This is a genomic window from Carboxylicivirga sediminis (assembly GCF_018156225.1).
Taxonomy (GTDB): domain Bacteria; phylum Bacteroidota; class Bacteroidia; order Bacteroidales; family Marinilabiliaceae; genus Carboxylicivirga; species Carboxylicivirga sediminis.
This window is the reverse complement of record NZ_JAGTAR010000007.1, coordinates 102,522-120,311: the sequence shown is the minus strand read 5'-3', so window position 1 is coordinate 120,311 and position 17,790 is coordinate 102,522. Positions and strand designations below refer to the sequence as shown.

Sequence of the window (17,790 nt, the reverse complement as noted above, 5' to 3'; positions counted from 1 at the left end):
TGAATGCTATAGCACATCTAAACAAACAGCATATGAAAAAAACGATTAATATGAGATACATTTTCACACTGGTACTGGCTATTATCGGCCTAATTAGCAATGCTCAATCACAAGAAAAAGCCAAAGCCATTCTTGACCAGCTATCTGCAAAAACAAAAGCTTACACTTCCATTGAAGCGACATTTTCATTTTCCCTGGAAAATATGCAGGAAGACATCAACGAAGTGTATGACGGCCATATCATCCTGAAAGGCAATAAATACAAGGTAAACCTGATGGATGTAGATACCTATTTTGATGGCGGGATACTCTATACACATATGATAGATGCTGATGAAGTAAATATTACGATTCCGGATTTGGACGATGAAGAAACGCTTAACCCGGCAACTATTTTTACCATTTATGAAGAGGGCTATACCTTTAATTATGTGGCCGAAGGAACGGCTAATGGAAAAGCATGTCACGAAATTGACCTGTACCCGGTTAATCGCGACAAACCCTTTTCGCGCATTAAACTTTTAGTATTAAAAGATGATTTGCAGCTATACTCTATCCGTCAGGTGGGCAAAGATGGCAATAACTACACAGTGATTGTGAAGAACATGACAACCAATAAGCCATTTGATGATAAAACTTTTGTATTTGACAAGGCAGCCAATCCTAATGTGGATGTTATTGATATGAGATAACCAAACAGAAATATTCAGGTGAAAAGTCTGGCTTCGGCCGGACTTTTTTGTTATTAATGTTTCCTCCTGAAATACTACTACACAAGCGTTAGACTTTAAGAATCAGCTAGTATTTCACTTCAACAAAATACTTCAGCTAAATTCGTTCAGATATTTTCTCTTTTAGCTGAACATTTACCCTGTGAAAAGGTTATTATTTGCGAATAGCGAATAAAAGATGTTTAAGTATAAAACGACTATAGATACCGATTCACTGGAGTTTGTCAACAACCAAAAGTTAAACAAGCTGTTGGCTGAAGAGTACCATCAAAAACTACGAAAAGTTTATGAAGGTGGTGGTTTCAAAGCCATGCAAAAGCACATGCAAAAAGGTAAACTAAGCGTCCGTCAGCGTATCGATTACCTGCTCGATAAAGATTCGTACTTTTTGGAATTATCAGCCCTGGCTGCTAATGGCCAGTACAACGATGCATTTCCATCAGCGGGCATTGTTACCGGCATTGGACAGGTGCATGGCCGGCAGGTAATGATTGTGGCCAACGATGCCACCGTAAAAGGAGGTACGTATATTGCCGAAACGATAAAAAAACATCTTCGGGCACAGGAAATTGCACTGCAAAATCAACTGCCTTGTATATATATGGTGGACAGTGGAGGCGTATTTTTGCCTAACCAGGCTGAGGTATTTCCCGACAGGGATGATTTTGGTCGTATCTTTTTCAACCAATCAAGACTTTCGGCCAAAGGCATCGCGCAAATTGCCATCGTAATGGGTTCGTGCACAGCTGGTGGCGCCTATGTGCCAGCCATGAGCGATGAAACAATTATTGTTAAGGAGCAAGGAACTATATTTTTAGCAGGTCCTCCATTGGTAAAGGCAGCAACCGGCGAGGTGGTGAGTGCGGAAGAGTTAGGAGGCGGCGCTGTGCACACGCAGATTTCGGGTGTTGCCGATCATCTGGCCGATAACGATGAGCATGCTATTCATATTTGCCGTAACATCATCGAAACCTTGCCAAAGCAACCAGCAATTACATCAGAAGATAATCAAGAACCAAGCAACCCTGTTAATGAATTAAGTGGACTGATCCCCGAAACAGGTAAACCGTTCCCCGATGTGCGTGAAATAATTGCCCGCCTGGTTGACAACAGTGAATTTCATGAATTTAAAAGTGACTATGGCACTACACTAGTCACAGTATTTGCCAGAATTGAAGGTAAACAAGTCGGCATTTTGGCCAATAATGGTATTCTCTTTTCAGAGTCGGCATTGAAGGGTACACACTTTATCCAGTTGTGCAATGAGCGTGGTATTCCCATGCTATTTCTGCAAAACATTACCGGCTTCATGGTAGGTAAAGATTATGAACATGGTGGCATTGCCAAAGATGGCGCCAAGATGGTGAATGCTCTGGCTAATTCAACCGTGCCTTACTTTACCATTATTATGGGCGGCTCATACGGGGCCGGCAACTATGCCATGGCTGGGCGTGCTTACGATCCTCGCTTTCTATTTATGTGGCCCAATGCCCGTATTTCCGTGATGGGTGCCAAACAAGCGGCACAAGTATTAACCACCCTTAAACGTGACCAGGCAGCAGCACAAAACACGGTTGTTGATGAAGCAGAACTGGGAAAAATTGAGGCATCCATCCTAAAAAAATACGAAGAGGAAGGCTCACCTTATTACAGTACCAGTCGTTTGTGGGATGATGGCATCATCACGCCTGACTCCACGCGCTCCATTGCAAGCCTGGTATTAGAGATTATTCATAACAACGAATCACAAAACACAAAATATGGCGTCTTTAGAATGTAGTATTAAACCGCTTGTAGAGCTGAATCAATCCAATGGCATCAGTCGTTTATTATTGAACGATCCTACCAAACGAAATGCACTTTCTAAAGGTATGCTGTCATGCCTCATAAAAGCCCTCAATAAGATAAAGGACGATGAGCGGCAAAAGGTAGTTGTTATCAGAGGAGCGGAAGGCGTATTCAGTTCAGGAGCCGATTTACAATGGATGCAGGAAGGTTTAAACCAAACTAAAGAGCAAAACCTGGCTGATGCCAACTTGTTTTATGAGGCTTTTGAACTGCTCAATAACTTTCCAAAGCCAGTCATTATCTGGGTAGAAAGGTATGCCATGGGCGGAGCATTGGGCTTATTGGCCACTGCCGACTATGTAGTGTCTGATAAAGATGCCCGCATGGCATTTTCTGAAGTTAAGCTTGGATTGGTGCCGGCCACCATCGCTCCTTTTGTGATAAACAAAATTGGTAACTCTCATGCCAGAGCGCTCATGTTAAGTGCAGCGTCCTTTACGGCAAAAAAAGCACGTCAGATTGGTCTTGTACACGAAATTATGGCCAGCAAAGACATACCAGCCCGTATTGATGAGCTATGTGAAGCCTTTAAAGGGAACGGACCACAAGCCATGGCAACAACCAAACAGCTTATTAATCAAATGAGTCAAGTCAGCCTATCTCAAAATAAAGAAACATGTACCAGTGCCATTGCTGAAGCACGCAGCAGTGCTGAAGGTGTAGAAGGCGTAAAAGCATTTTTTGAAAAGCGCCTGGCTGAATGGAATAAATAGGAAAGAATGATGAGGAAAGTACTGATACCAAACAGAGGAGAAATTGCTGCCAGAATAATAAGGGCAGCGCATCAGTTGGGTTTGAAAACGGTTGTCACACTCTCTGAACTTGAAAAAGATACACTACCGGCACAGCTAAGTGACGAAGTGCATCTATTTGCAGATGGACCATTCGAAGAGAATTACCTGAATATTGAAGGCATTATTGATATTGCCAGACAGTATAAAGCTGACTGTATACACCCGGGTTATGGTTTCTTGTCGGAGAATCAACACCTGGCAGAGGCTTGCCAAAAGGCCGATATTACATTCGTAGGGCCATCAGCGAATAATCTCAAACTGATGGGCGATAAACAAGTAGCCCGAAGCATTGCGCAACAGGCCAATGTATCACTTACCAAATCGTGGGAAGGTTCTCTGCAAACTATTTTGGCTGAAGCAGATGCCCTGCCCTACCCGGTACTTGTTAAAGCTGCCATGGGGGGTGGTGGCAAAGGCATGCAAATATGTCATAATAAAAACGAGCTGCTCGAACACCTGCCCATTTTAAGTAAGCAGGCCTTGCGCTACTTTGGCGATGAACGTCTCTATGTTGAGCAATACATTCAAAAAGCACGGCACATTGAAGTACAAGTGCTGGCTGACAAGCATGGCAACAAAGTTCACCTGTTTGATAGAGAATGCTCGGTACAGCGTCGCTTCCAGAAGATAATAGAAGAAGCACCTGCTGCACATCTTTCTGATGACATAAAACAACGTTTATACAATGATGCCCTGCGACTTTGTCGCTCCATTAACTACACCAATGCCGGTACTATTGAATTTTTAGTGGATGATGAGGGGCAGCATTATTTTCTGGAAATGAACACACGCATTCAGGTTGAACACTGCGTAACAGAAGAAATCACAGGTGTAGATTTAGTTCAATGGCAGTTTAAAATCGCCAATGGATTAACTCTTGACTTCAACCAGAATGACCTGGCTATTAATGGTCATGCCATCGAATTGCGTGTTTGTGCCGAAGATGTGACCAACAATTTCAGACCGAGCCCTGGAGTAATAAAGAATCTATTGCTTCCTGATCCCAATTCCGCACGACTGGAGATAGGTTTTAATCAACCAGGTGAGATACATTCACAGTTTGATCCGATGATTGCCAAACTGGTTGTGCATGCAAAAGACAGGGCGACTTCTATACAAAAAGCAATACACGCAAATGATAATTTAATTATTCAGGGTATTTCCACCAATGCCGGTTTCCTGAACACCCTGCTGCAACATCAGGCTTTTACAGATTCGAGTTTACACACCCGTTTCTGTGATGAGCATCTGGCAGAATTACTGAAAACTACAGCTGATAATGATGACCTCATCAGTTTAGCTTATACAGCCTACCGCATCCTACGACAACAAGGCCATTTTTGGCGACAATTGCCGCTGTTTACTTTCAGTATCAACGAAAATCGCTACCTGAGCGAAGTCAATCTGATTGATAATGACCTTAACATTCAACTCAATCAAGAATTTTTCCAGCTAAAAAACTGCATATTAGACAATCATCAGCTTAACTTTCAGCTTGATCGTGAGGATTATCACTTCTATTGCTTTGAGGAAGCGGATAATGTGCTCATCAATCATCATCAACAATGGGTAAGCATTAAAGCCCATGACTGGCTACCGGACTACCATCCTGAAAGTAATGGAGAGACAACCTTAAATGGCGATCATTACCTGGCTCCTATCCCATCACAGGTAATGAAAGTGCATGTAGATGAAGGTCAAGAGGTGAAAAAAGGCGATTTGCTACTGGTGCTTGAGGCCATGAAAACAGAAAACCATATTAAAGCCTGGAAAGATGGCATCATCGATAAAGTACATATCAGCGCAGGACAGCAGGTAAAGTTCAATCAGAACCTACTGGCCTACAAAGCTGACGAATAATAATGCGCATTAACAATTGAATCCACTCCGGGGTTTTGTTGGTGATGTGTTTATATTCCATGGGTTACACCCGTGGCTATTAAAGTAAAATCCCTTTGGGATAAAGAAATGTCTGAAGGACATTAATAATAATAACCCCATGCAGAGCGTGGGGATAATGGAAAAATCATCAAGCAACCCTGTAATGGGTTGAACATTGAAATTTTAGCCGATTTTAATACTAATGGAAGAACATAACTGAATTTGAAATAAAGCATAACAAGAAATTACATGTCAATACTAAGTACAAAAGAACACGAAGCTTTTAGACAAGAAGTGAGAGCCTTTGCCGAAAAAGAGATTAAACCAATGGCTGCCCAGCTGGACGAAAACGAAACCTTTTCGGTGGAGTTATCCCGTAAAATGGGACAAGCAGGGTTATATGGCATCGATATTCCTAAAGAACATGGCGGACAGGGCAAAGACACCCTGTCTTATATTATTGCTGTTGAAGAACTGGCTCGCGTGGATAGTTCGCAGGCTGCTACTATGGCTGCTCACAATAGTCTGGGACTGGCTCCCGTATATCATTTTGGCACCGAAGAACAACGCCAGAAATATGTACCCCTATTAACTTCCGGAGAAGGACTTTGGGCCTTTGGTCTGACAGAGGTAATGGCAGGCTCCGATGCTCAGGGCGTTGAGACAATCGCTGAAGACAAAGGTGCTCACTGGCTAATCAACGGCAGTAAACGATACATTACCAATGGCAGTAATGAACTGATGAAAGGCATTACCGTTCTGGCCGTTACGAATGAAGAAAATGGTAAGAAGCGCTTCTCAACAATCCTGGTTGACAGAGACTCAGAAGGATTTGAAACTAAACGTATTTTTGGAAAAATGATGTGGCGAGCCTCAGATACGGCTGAACTTAAATTCTCTGATATCAAGGTCAAAAAAGATCAGCTTCTGGGTAAAAAAGACAAAGGTCTGGGGCAAATGCTAAAGACGCTTGATTCAGGACGTTTATCCATTGCTGCCATGGGATTAGGATTGGCACAGGGAGCCTACGAAATGGCTCTGGATTATGCTCAGAAGCGCGAACAATTTGGTCAGACAATTGCCAGCAACCAGGTAATTGCTTTCAAATTGACTGATATGGCCCTGAAACTTGAGTTGGCACGCAATACGTTATATAACGCCTGTGCATTAAAAGATGCCGGACAGCCTTTTGGTAAAGAAGCAGCTATGGCCAAACTTTATTGTAGCGACATTGCCAAAGAGATTGCAGATGAAGCCGTTCAGATCTTTTCGGGACAAGGCTTACTAAAATCATCCGCCATTGAGCGCTTCTATCGTGATCAGCGTATTCTGCAAATTGGTGAAGGCACATCTGAAATTTTGCGCATTGTTATCAGTAAGCATTTGGGATTGGTTTAAGTTCACCTTATTTTTACCATAATTAAACAAAACTACAGGTAATGGAAGACAGGAAACGCGACCATATTGATTTAGCTTTTAGCTCGCGACTTGAAGCAAAGCATGCTGATAACCGCTTTGATTACGAGCCTTTGTTTGGTACCCACCATAAAACGGAGCAGGAATTTCATTTCGCCGGTAAAAAAATGCGGCTACCATTATGGGTATCAAGCATGACGGGTGGCACCAAGCGAGCCGGCACCATCAACAAAAACCTGGCTCAGGCCTGCGCCGAGTTTGGTTTGGGAATGGGTTTGGGCTCATGTCGCATCCTGTTGGACTCACCTGAACACTTTGAAGATTTTAATGTCCGCCCCATCATGGGCAATGAGGCCCCGCTGTTTGCCAATATAGGCATCTGCCAGTTAGAAAACATGCTGCAAGATGGCAGTTCAGATAAACTAGCTGAACTGGTTGATAAATTGGATGCCGATGGCCTGATTATACACATCAATCCACTACAGGAAGCTTTTCAGCCCGAAGGCGATCAGTTAAAGCGACCGGCTTTAGAGCTGCTTCAGGAATATCTGGAGAACACCACCATGAAGATCATCGTCAAAGAGGTTGGTCAGGGATTTGGCTATGCCAGCCTGAAACAGTTATTACAATTGCCGATAGAAGCTATCGAGTTTGCGGCCATGGGAGGCACCAATTTCTCACTGGTAGAACTCAACCGTTCCGATGCTGTTGCTGCCGAGGTGTTTAATCCTTTTATACATGTAGGTCATACAGCTGAAGAAATGACGCACATGGTAAATAAACTGGTGGATGAACTACCGCTTGAAGCTATACAGGCGAAGCAGCTCATCATATCAGGTGGCATTTCAAGCGTGCTGGATGGTTATTACCTGACATCTATCTCGAAGCTACCTGCCTTTTATGGCATGGGTTCTGCTTTTCTGCGTCATGCCATGGGCGATTACAGTAAGCTGCGCGCATTTGTCGAGAAGATTGACCAAAGCTGGAGCTTGGCAACTAATTTCCTCAAAGTCAAACAAGCGTAATATGCAATCACTGATAAAAGGTTTCTCTAAATTGAGTCGGGAAGAAAAGATTAAGGTGCTAGCTGAGCAACAGCAGCTGGCACCTGAAATTGCCGCATCCTTTGAGGCATTTCTTCACCCTGAACAGCAACATTTATTTAATGACATTTCGGAGAATATCATCTCAAATTTCTATTTACCATTTAGCCTGGCGCCAAACTTCCTGATAAATGAAACATTGTATATGGTGCCCATGGTGATTGAGGAAAGCTCGGTGGTGGCTGCTGCTTCAAAAGCTGCAGGTTTTTGGGCTAAAAATGGTGGTTTCCAAACCAGAGTCATCAGTACCACCAAGAATGGTCAGCTCTTCTTCAACTGGCAGGGCAATATCAATGCCCTTAATGAACGTAAGAAAGAGATAGAAGATTTAATCCTTACTGCTACTGCCACCATCACTTCTAAAATGCGACAGCGAGGTGGCGGCATAACGGGCATTGAGTTTGAAAAGGTACCAAATATAGTGGATATCTACCAGGCACTAATTAAGTTTCAAACGGCCGATTCGATGGGTGCCAATTTTATTAATACCTGCCTCGAAACCATCGGTCCCGAGCTAATGGCCTACATCAACCAACATCCTCAACTTAAGCAGGAACACGAGGCATCGGTTATCATGGCCATATTGAGCAACTACACCCCTGAGTGTTTGGTTGAATGTAAAATAAGCTGCTCAATTGAACAACTGCGACCTTACGCAGGCAGCTACACACCGAAAGAATTTGCAAAACGATTTAAAACAGCAGTTGACATTGCCATGAATGATCCGTACCGGGCCGTTACACACAACAAAGGTATTTTTAATGGCATTGATGCTGTGGTATTGGCCACTGGTAATGATTTCAGAGCCATTGAAGCCGGCGCACAGGCCTACGCATCGCGCAACGGCCGCTATGCATCACTCACCAACATTGAACTGAGGGATGAACAATTTAAATACACATTAACAGTGCCATTGGCATTGGGTACGGTTGGCGGATTAACCAACAATCACCCAATGGCCAAAGCAGCTATGCACATATTACAGCAACCATCGGCCGAACAGTTGATGCAGGTGGCAGCGGCAGCCGGCATGGCCAATAACTTTGCTGCAGTAGCATCTCTCGTAACCACCGGCATACAAAAAGGCCATATGAAACTGCATCTGAGCAATATACTTAATGCCTTTGGTGCTGATGAAGCGGAAAAAGCTGCAGCTACCAAACATTTTAAGGATAGCGTGGTTAGTTACACGATGGTGGCAAACTTTTTGAATACGATTAGAAGATAGATGGTGCAGGATAACTCAGAGTCATACTATGCACATGGCAAACTGCTGATTAGCGGCGAATACCTAGTGTTAGCAGGTGCAAAATCACTGGCGATACCTTTAAAATACGGACAAAGCCTGAGAGTTGAAGAGAATCACACTCACTTTCTGACATGGAAGGCAAGTACAGTCAATGGCAGCTGGTTTGAGGCCAGCTACAACCAATCATTAGAAGTGTTAGAGTGTGACAATTTATTGCTGGCCCAAAGGCTGGCGGATATCCTTCGTAAATGTCTGGATTATCGAGAAGATATAACACAGTTACTACAAAATAAGCAGGTAACAACTCACCTGGAGTTTAATGCAAGTTGGGGATGGGGAAGCAGTTCAACATTGATATCACTACTGGCGCAGTGGCTGGGGGTTAATCCCTACCTTCTGCTGCAAGACACTTTTGGTGGCTCAGGTTACGACATTGCCTGTGCAACAGTAACATCGCCTATCGTCTATGAGCTAAAGAACGGCATTCCTAAAAACGAATCTGTAAAGTTTCAGCCTGATTTTCATGAACAAATATATTTCATCTATTCGGGCCGAAAACAAAGCAGCCAGCAAGCTATTGCCAGCTTTAACAAAAAGGAAATACACCCTGAAAGTATCCAACACATCAGCTCTCTTACTGATAGGATGCTTGCATGTAACGACTTATATGAGTTTGGCCATTTGATGGAAGAGCATGAAGCCCACATCAGCAAGATTGTTCAATTATCACCAATCAAAAGTGAACATTTTAAGGATTTCCGTGGTTTTATTAAAGCACTGGGTGCCTGGGGGGGCGATTTTATCATGGTAGCTTCAACAGAACCTGAAAAATATGTTAAAGACTATTTTTCTGAAAAAGGCCTGAACACCATATTTAAACTAAACGAATTAAAAATTGGGTAACATGTCTATATCAACTCAAAGCTATCAGTCAGCCACCAGTGCTCCATCAAATATAGCCATTGTCAAATACTGGGGAAAAAAAGGTATACAGGAACCGGTCAACCCAAGCATCAGCTTTACGCTTTCAAAAGCATTAACCAAAACAGCGGTCTCCTATCAGCCAGGTGATGCTCCATTAAATATAGAGTTCCTGTTTGAAGGAATAGCTAAACCTGACTTTTTACCCAAATTACAAACCTTAAGCGACAGACTGAAAACGTTTCTGCCCTTTCTAAGCAGCGGACGTTTGAAGATTGAAAGCTCCAACACCTTTCCCCATTCAAGTGGTATCGCCTCCTCGGCCAGCTCTATGGCGTCCATAGCCAAAGCTTTATTGGCTATTCAGAAGCAGGTAGATGCCTCACAACTACTCAATGATTATCGCCAGATGCTATCCGAAATGGCTCGTCTCGGCTCAGGCAGTGCTTGCCGTTCAACTATGTCAGGCTGGGTATTATGGGGTGAAACATCAGCCCTGCCAGAGGCATCCAACAAGTATGGCCTTAGCATTAACCAGCAGGTACATGATTCATTCAATGATTTACAAGACACGATACTGGTCATACGTAAAGGCAGCAAAGCGGTAAGCAGCTCATTGGGGCACGAGCTAATGACTCATCACCCCTACCGCCACGGACGTATTGAGCAAGCCAATAAAAATACCATCGCCCTGCTGAAAGCAATAAAAGATGGTGATTTTAAAGCTTTTGCTCAGATTTGTGAAGAAGAAGCCCTTAGCCTACACGGTTTAATGATGAGCTCTTCACCGGGCTATACGTTGATGGCTCCGGAATCGCTGCGGGCAATTAAGCGTATTGTTAAATTCAGGGAACATCAGCATGTACCAGTGACCTACACCCTTGATGCAGGCCCCAACATCCACCTCATCTATCCTAAATCGCAGAGTAAAGTGTTGTTGCCATTTATTGAGGAACACCTTAGGCCGCTTTGTGACAACCAGGAAGTAATCTATGACGAAATTTCGATTGACTAACAGAAGCATGCAGGAACAAACTAAAAAAGATATCTATTATTCAAAGGTGATGCTGTTTGGCGAATACAGCATTATTCTAGGCTCAATGGGGCTCACTATTCCCTATTCACATTTCAACGGGGAACTGCGATTCATCAACAGTGATAGCTATACCAATCTAAATTTTGCCAGAAACTCAAATCTGCAGCTAAAGGAGCTGTTCGATTACATTGTTTCGCTTAAAGAACAAAAGGTACTACTGGCTGATATTGATACAGAGCGATTGACTAACGACCTGAAAAAAGGCTTATATTTTGAATCATCCATCCCAGAAGGATATGGATTGGGCAGTAGTGGTGCCTTGGTGGCCACGCTTTATAACAGTTATGCTAACAACAAAATTGAAGCCAGGGCCGACATTAGCGACAAAGAGCTGTTTGAACTTAAAAAGGCATTTGCTCAGATTGAGTCGTTTTACCATGGTACCAGTTCGGGCATCGACCCGCTTATCTGCTATCTTAAACACCCAATTGTACTGGAAAATGCACACCATATTTCATCTGTGGGTATTCCTCGACAGGATATACTCAACGAAGATGCCATCTTTTTGCTTGATGCCGAAACCACCGGTAAAACAGCTCCATTGGTGAAGCAGTTTATGGATAAGGTGAGCGACCCAGGCTTTAAAAAGCTGATTGATACACAACTGATTCCTACCACCAATCGCTGTATCAGCACAATGCTAAGTGGGCAATTGAATGATATGTTTCAGTCGTTAAAAGAACTTTCGCATTTTCAGCTTAACTATTTTAAGGAGATGATACCTGAGCCAATTCAGGCATTCTGGGAAGAAGGATTTAATACAGAACTCTATACCCTTAAGCTTTGTGGCTCGGGCGGCGGAGGTTTCTTCCTGGGGTTTACGCGTAATTATTCGGCTGCTAAAGCGTATTTTGCCACTAAAGGGAAAGAGATTATCCCTGTTTATCAGGAAGTTTAACAGCCTGATGTCAAAAACTGATAGAACAGAACCTCAACAAGCAAACGGAAACGTATATCTACAAATTATATTAAACAACAGCTTTCTATTGTCTACAGCACTCACAGCCTGACCAGGGACACTATGCTTTGCACCTGAACATGGACTCTGCGATACATGAAAATGACTGCGATACACGACCTTGTCCGGTATTTCTTCCACAATAACAACCAGAAATGTAAACAACAATCATCCAGCCACTTTGCAAATAGTATAAAAACGGAAGGGCGCTGAAAATATGATATTTTTGACGGCCTTCCCATATTTTCCATGGCCTGCTATAAAAACGCAACGGCCTTCCCATATTTTCGAAGGCCTGCTAATTAAAATGCAGGGCCTTTCGCTATTTTTAATGTCCTGCCAACAAATACCGTATCTACCATGTCAAATTTTATAGCAATAGTCTACTATTCCTTCAATTATACTATAGTTTTCCAATCCTTTTTAAGCACAGCATAAACCAGGTCATCCACCCATTGCCCGTTAATCAGCAGGCTCTGTACAAAATGTGCTTCTTTGCGAAAACCAAGACGCTCAACCAGCTTTATAGAACTACTATTAAACGGGTCAATAGAAGTAATGATTCGGTGTTTGCTAAGGTGATTGAACAGATAGTCTATCATCGTTTCAAGTGCTTCGGTGGCGAATCCATTTCCCTGATACTCTTTATCAAGTGTGCAGCCTAACTCTACCTGCAAATTATCACTATCTAAGAAGTGTAAGCCAATATCCCCAATTATCTGCTGAGTAGCTGGCTCTATCAGCACCAGCTGAAACCAGGTCTCAGGCACATTTGGCTGCTTCGCTACTTTAGAAATAAATGCTTCTGCATCTTTTATAGTTTCAGGTATCCACCCTTGATATTTATTAGCTTCCTTGTCTGAACGATACTTAAATAACGCACTGGCGTCATTAGCTTCAATAGGACGAATAATTAATCTTTCGGTTTTAAGATGCATTAGCTTAGTCGTAAGTTGATTGTACAGTTAAATAGTCTGTTCAATAAAGGTTCTTGAAGTCGTGCTACAAGCATAATAGCTCTTAAAACCTGAAGAAACTAATCATCTTTTGGCGCAGCATGCCCAGCATGCGGATGCTTAGGGTACCAAGACGCTTAAGGGTTGATTGTGAATTATTATCACGTTTTAAAATTCGCTGCTTTACAAACGCCAACTTTGCTGCCAATCCTTTTGTATTTTTTAGTCGTTCAAGCGCTATCTCGTAGCTGTAATCAGTTCCACCCTCACCTTGGTGATTCAAAAAGTAGATAATTCGCTTTTTAACCGAGCGAATGGTTTTACCCTTAATTCCATGCTCAATAAAGTCAAAGTGATATGCAAAGAGATCTTCAGTGGCATAAAGCAATCCCAACACTGGTTCTGTGCAGTTAAGCTCATGCAGTTGCTGCATAAAATCGCCCTCGCACTGCCCGAACTCATCAGATTGGCTATAGATAATAAAATCGTAGAGCCACCCAATGCGCAATCCACCACGTTTAACGGTATAATACAGGTGCAGACATAGATATATTAGATTCAGATGTGGATGAATACCCAAAGTATGCTTGTGTCTGATAGCCTGTTTCCAGATAAGATCAACCGGTAAGTTATAGTTAGCGTCATCCGGAAATAATCCCCGATGAAGTTCTATATATACACCTTTGTAAGTAAGTCCGGGCAGATGGTGATCAGTAGTTGAAGAATACGGCTGATATCCGGGTTCTGCACTGACAGCCCCCTTTCCAAGTAATTGAAGATAGAGTTCATCGGCTTCCTGAGGCTTCATCAATACATCAATATCACTCATGGCCCTCAGGGTAGAATCAGTGTAGATGTATTGCGATAGATAAATGCCTTTGAGCGGTATATAGCTAAATTGAAGTTGCTCCATCTCCACTTTCAACTCTTTCCAAACCTGCTCTATATTAGCATTACGCATCAGATTAGTAAAATATGCTTTTTTCAGCTCGGCTTTTACTTCCGGCGGACAATCCAGCTTCTGTTCACTGATGGTTTGGAACACCAAGGCCCCTACTCCATTTTGCACTGCTGTATGCACTGCATTATCACCATCACAGCTCATCGGCCACTTTGGTTGCTTATTAGCCAAAACCTCAATCAGCCATTGCTTCTCAGTCGATTGTATTATGCTCTCATCGCCCATACAGTGCTATTTTATATCATCTACCTTTACAAATACAGCTTGTGCTTTCATGGCGATTCGCCTGGTACGGAATATAAATAAGCCTAAAGCCATTAAACCTGACAGCAAGCCAATTACTGTTCCTAATTGTGCTTCCATAGCCAATCCGCCATTTTTCAAAGGAGCCACCATCAAATAGGTGATACAAACCACGGTCATGAATGCAGCAGGTAATGACAAATACCAGTGCGCCTTATTGACTTTAGCGAGGTACATGGCCCCTGTCCACAACACCACCACAGCCAGTATTTGGTTCGATAGCCCCAGGTATTTCCAGATCGTTGTAAACTCAAGCTGCGACAATATAAAACCCACAGCAAATAACGGAAGACTAATGATTAAGCGCTTTTTAATGGTCGACTGATCGTATTTAAATACATCGGCAATGGTAAGCCTTGCACTTCTAAAGGCTGTGTCGCCGGTTGTTATCGGACAGGCTATAACACCAATAATGGCGAAAATAGCCCCAACAGACCCTAACCACGCTACACTGATTTCGTTCACCACCCAGGCCGGATTATGTCCATCCATTTGCATGGTTGTATTCAAGCCTTCGGCGCCGCCAAAGAAGGTCATTGCAGCGGTTGCCCAGATGATAGCAACTATCCCTTCTGCCACCATCGCGCCATAGAACACATAACGACCATAGCTTTCCTTTTTAATGGTACGAGCCATCATAGGAGCCTGCGTACTATGAAAACCACTCAGAGCTCCACAGGATATGACAATAAACATCATAGGAAACAGGATATTTTCGGTAGGATGATGGTGCCAGTTGGCAAAGCTGGCAGCCGATAGCTCGGGCATCAGCAATGTACCCGACAGTCCCCCCCAAAGCATCGCTCCGGCAATGGCGAGTGCCATAATTATTAAAGCAGCGCCAAAGAGTGGATATATTTTACCAATGATTTTATTGATGGGCAATAAAGTAGCAATCAGGTAGTAGGCAAATATCACGTATAACCAGATGCGCAGACCGCCACCGGTGAGGTTGGCCAACAGGCCGGCTGGCCCCGAAACAAAAGCAACCCCAACAAAGATTAACAGCAACAAAGTAAACACCCGTAGAAAATTCTGAAATCCCGGTCCGAGATATTTACCCACAATCTCGGGAATACTTGCGCCTCCGTGGCGAATAGACAGCATGCCAGAGAAATAATCGTGAGTAGCCCCCATAAAAATACAGCCCAACACAATCCATACATAGGCCATTGGCCCATACATAGCTCCCAAAATGGCTCCGAATATAGGACCCAGTCCGGCAATATTCAAAAACTGAATGGTAAATACTTTCCAGGTAGCCATGGGCGCAAAATCAACACCATCGGCTTGTTTAATAGCTGGTGTTGGTCTGCTGTCGTCCGCCCCAAAGAAGCGCTCTATAAATCTGCCGTAAAAGATAAAGCCAAGTACTAAAACCACAATGGCTCCAACAAATGTCCACATAGTATAATCATAAGGAGTTTCACATTAACAAAACTAATGGTTTATAAAAAGCAGACAATCATGTGCGTAAAAATAATGCGTTAGTTGAGTGTTTTTCTATTATGCAGGATGTAACTGCACACAAAAGAATTCCCACCCTTTTCTTGCAATCGCCAGTGCATTTCGTATTTTCGGAATTAAATTGATAAACCGGTCATATGCGAATCCTTTTCTTATGCCTTGTTCTTTTGACAGGTCAATTGAGCATCGCCTCTGTTTTAAGCAACTATTTGTTGCCAGCACCTAAAGCACTTCAAATACATGAGGGACAACTGCAAGCAACTAGTCTGACGATTCACCTGCCTGGCACTGCTGTTCAATGGAGCAAACCGTTACTTCATTTACTTACCAACTTTGAACAAACCGGTATTGAAACAAAACTTTTGCCTACCCCTGCGCTAATTGGCCAATCCGCACTCTCAATAATAATTGACACGCAACTGAAGCCACAAGCTTATAAGCTAGCCATCAGCGAGTATAATATACAGCTAACTGGCGGCAGTGAAACAGGCGTGTATTATGGATTGCTGACATTACAGCAAGTAGGCCGCTATGCTGTTCACCATGGCTACTGGCCATTGGTAACCATTCTTGACGACCCCGATTTTGAACGACGTGGTGTAATGTTGGACATCAGTCGTGATAAAGTCCCCACCATGGAAACACTGTATGGCATTGTGGATAAGCTGGCGTCATGGAAAATTAATGAGCTGCAATTATATACAGAACACACCTTTGCCTATCAGAATCATCAGACCGTATGGCAAGATGCCAGCCCCATGACGGCCGAACAGGTACAGACTTTAGATGCCTATTGTCGGCGTCATTATATCGATTTGGTGCCCAACCAGAATTCCTTTGGTCATATGAAGCGCTGGCTGATACACGAGGAATATGAACACCTGGCCGAACTGCCACAACCCGGCAAAACCATCTGGGGCATGATGTCGCGCACCAGTCTTAGTCCCGTTGAACCTGGCTCACTAGAGCTGATGCAAGAGCTATATGCCGAGCTGCTGCCCAACTTTACCAGCCAATATTTTAATATTGGCTGCGACGAAACTGTTGAACTTGGCGTTGGTAAATCAAAGGCACTATGCCAGCAAAAAGGCAAAGGCCGTGTGTACCTCGATTTTGTTCTCGAACTAAAAGAAGAAGTGGATAAATACAATCGCACAACACAGTTTTGGGGCGATATTATTCTGCACCACCCCGAGTTGATACCTGAGCTCCCCAAAGACATGGTGGCCCTTATCTGGGGTTATGAGGCCGATTACCCATTCGATAAGAATTGTCCAAAGTTCCAGAAGGCTGGTCTGCCCTATTATGTATGTCCGGGCACATCTACCTGGAACAGCATCATTGGGCGCAACCAAAATGCGTTTGCCAACTTAAAAAATGCCGCCATCAACGGCAAGCAATACGGTGCCAATGGCTTTCTGAACACTAACTGGGGCGATCAGGGCCACTGGCAACCACTTAGCGTTTGCTACCCTGCCCTTTTATATGGAGCAGCACTCAGCTGGAGCGTTGAAAGCAATACCGAAATAAACATTGCACAACACGTTTCGCTGCAGGTGCTGAATGACACAAGCGGACAGAGTGGAACAGCACTGGTCAACCTGGGCAATGCCTACCTTAAGATGCATGCCTCGACTGACAACAGTAATATATTTCATCAATTACTGAAACGTAACAGCAAATCCATTAAAACCGATCGATGGCTTAAGAGGATTAATAAAACCAATACTGAAGCAACCATTGCTTTTATTGAGCAACAACTCGCCGCATTTCAAGCTGCCCCTATCCAATGTGCCGATGCTGATATTGTCCGACAAGAGGTGACACAGGCCAGCACATTAGCACTACATGCCTGCCATCTGGCACTGGCTAAGCTCACCACCACAAATGGACAGTTTGACAGTCTGGATGCAGCCAGAAAAGCCGAACTAAAGCAGGAATTGGAAGCTCTTATTGCACAGCACGAAACCATATGGCGAATGAGAAATCGTGATGGAGGTCTTGCTGATTCAGCAAATAAAATGAAGGCCATACTGAAGACATACCGGTAAATAATTACCAAATGACATAGTTTTTTAACGCGTATTAACACAAAAACCAACTATT

The 17,790-nt window shown here is 43.3% G+C and carries 14 protein-coding genes; 11 read left to right on the top strand and 3 right to left on the bottom strand.

All coding sequences use genetic code 11. The features are described 5' to 3' along the window. Positions 1-50 precede the first annotated feature (50 nt). From KDU71_RS06470 to KDU71_RS06425, 10 genes are all read left to right on the top strand, one after another. Positions 51-692: a LolA family protein gene (locus tag KDU71_RS06470; RefSeq protein WP_212189103.1), complete on the top strand. Its 642-nt coding sequence runs from the start codon at positions 51-53 to the stop codon at positions 690-692. Between the two features lie 217 nt (positions 693-909). After that, entirely contained in the window at positions 910-2,511 is a 1,602-nt protein-coding gene (locus KDU71_RS06465; protein WP_212189102.1) for a carboxyl transferase domain-containing protein, read from the top strand. Beyond that, on the top strand, positions 2,492-3,292 hold the full coding sequence (locus tag KDU71_RS06460; protein WP_212189101.1) for an enoyl-CoA hydratase/isomerase family protein: 801 nt from the start codon (positions 2,492-2,494) through the stop codon (positions 3,290-3,292). The genes KDU71_RS06465 and KDU71_RS06460 overlap by 20 nt, the downstream gene beginning before the upstream one ends. 6 nt (positions 3,293-3,298) lie before the next feature. Next, entirely contained in the window at positions 3,299-5,233 is a 1,935-nt protein-coding gene (locus KDU71_RS06455) for an acetyl/propionyl/methylcrotonyl-CoA carboxylase subunit alpha (protein WP_212189100.1), read from the top strand. 270 nt (positions 5,234-5,503) lie between these two features. Further along, positions 5,504-6,652: an acyl-CoA dehydrogenase family protein gene (locus KDU71_RS06450; RefSeq protein WP_212189099.1), complete on the top strand. Its 1,149-nt coding sequence runs from the start codon at positions 5,504-5,506 to the stop codon at positions 6,650-6,652. Between the two features lie 41 nt (positions 6,653-6,693). Continuing rightward, entirely contained in the window at positions 6,694-7,695 is a 1,002-nt protein-coding gene (locus KDU71_RS06445; RefSeq protein WP_212189098.1) for a beta/alpha barrel domain-containing protein, read from the top strand. A 1-nt stretch (position 7,696) separates the two neighbouring features. Beyond that, a complete protein-coding gene (locus KDU71_RS06440; RefSeq protein WP_212189097.1) occupies positions 7,697-9,001 on the top strand; it encodes a hydroxymethylglutaryl-CoA reductase in 1,305 nt (434 codons plus the stop codon). Beyond that, positions 9,002-9,925 carry a GYDIA family GHMP kinase gene (locus tag KDU71_RS06435; RefSeq protein WP_212189096.1) on the top strand — a complete coding sequence of 308 codons (924 nt, stop codon included), beginning with the start codon at positions 9,002-9,004 and terminating at the stop codon, positions 9,923-9,925. 1 nt (position 9,926) lies between these two features. After that, positions 9,927-10,958: a diphosphomevalonate/mevalonate 3,5-bisphosphate decarboxylase family protein gene (locus KDU71_RS06430; protein WP_212189095.1), complete on the top strand. Its 1,032-nt coding sequence runs from the start codon at positions 9,927-9,929 to the stop codon at positions 10,956-10,958. Then, positions 10,936-11,937 (top strand): mevalonate kinase family protein, encoded by a 1,002-nt coding sequence (locus KDU71_RS06425; RefSeq protein WP_244828244.1) that lies wholly within the window; start codon positions 10,936-10,938, stop codon positions 11,935-11,937. Before KDU71_RS06430 ends, KDU71_RS06425 begins: the two co-directional genes overlap by 23 nt. 458 nt (positions 11,938-12,395) lie before the next feature. Here the strand turns inward: KDU71_RS06425 and KDU71_RS06420 are convergent, their stop codons facing one another. The 3 genes from KDU71_RS06420 to KDU71_RS06410 form a co-directional block, all read right to left on the bottom strand. After that, a complete protein-coding gene (locus tag KDU71_RS06420; RefSeq protein ID WP_212189094.1) occupies positions 12,396-12,935 on the bottom strand; it encodes a GNAT family N-acetyltransferase in 540 nt (179 codons plus the stop codon). An 82-nt stretch (positions 12,936-13,017) separates the two neighbouring features. Continuing rightward, positions 13,018-14,139 carry a nucleotidyltransferase family protein gene (locus tag KDU71_RS06415; RefSeq protein ID WP_212189093.1) on the bottom strand — a complete coding sequence of 374 codons (1,122 nt, stop codon included), beginning with the start codon at positions 14,137-14,139 and terminating at the stop codon, positions 13,018-13,020. Positions 14,140-14,145: 6 nt separating this feature from the next. Then, complete coding sequence (locus tag KDU71_RS06410; RefSeq protein ID WP_212189092.1) at positions 14,146-15,624, bottom strand: carbon starvation CstA family protein; 1,479 nt, start codon at positions 15,622-15,624, stop codon at positions 14,146-14,148. 197 nt (positions 15,625-15,821) lie between these two features. On the opposite strand from KDU71_RS06410, the gene KDU71_RS06405 reads away from it, so the two are divergent. Further along, positions 15,822-17,735: a beta-N-acetylhexosaminidase gene (locus KDU71_RS06405; protein ID WP_212189091.1), complete on the top strand. Its 1,914-nt coding sequence runs from the start codon at positions 15,822-15,824 to the stop codon at positions 17,733-17,735. Positions 17,736-17,790: the final 55 nt, after the last annotated feature.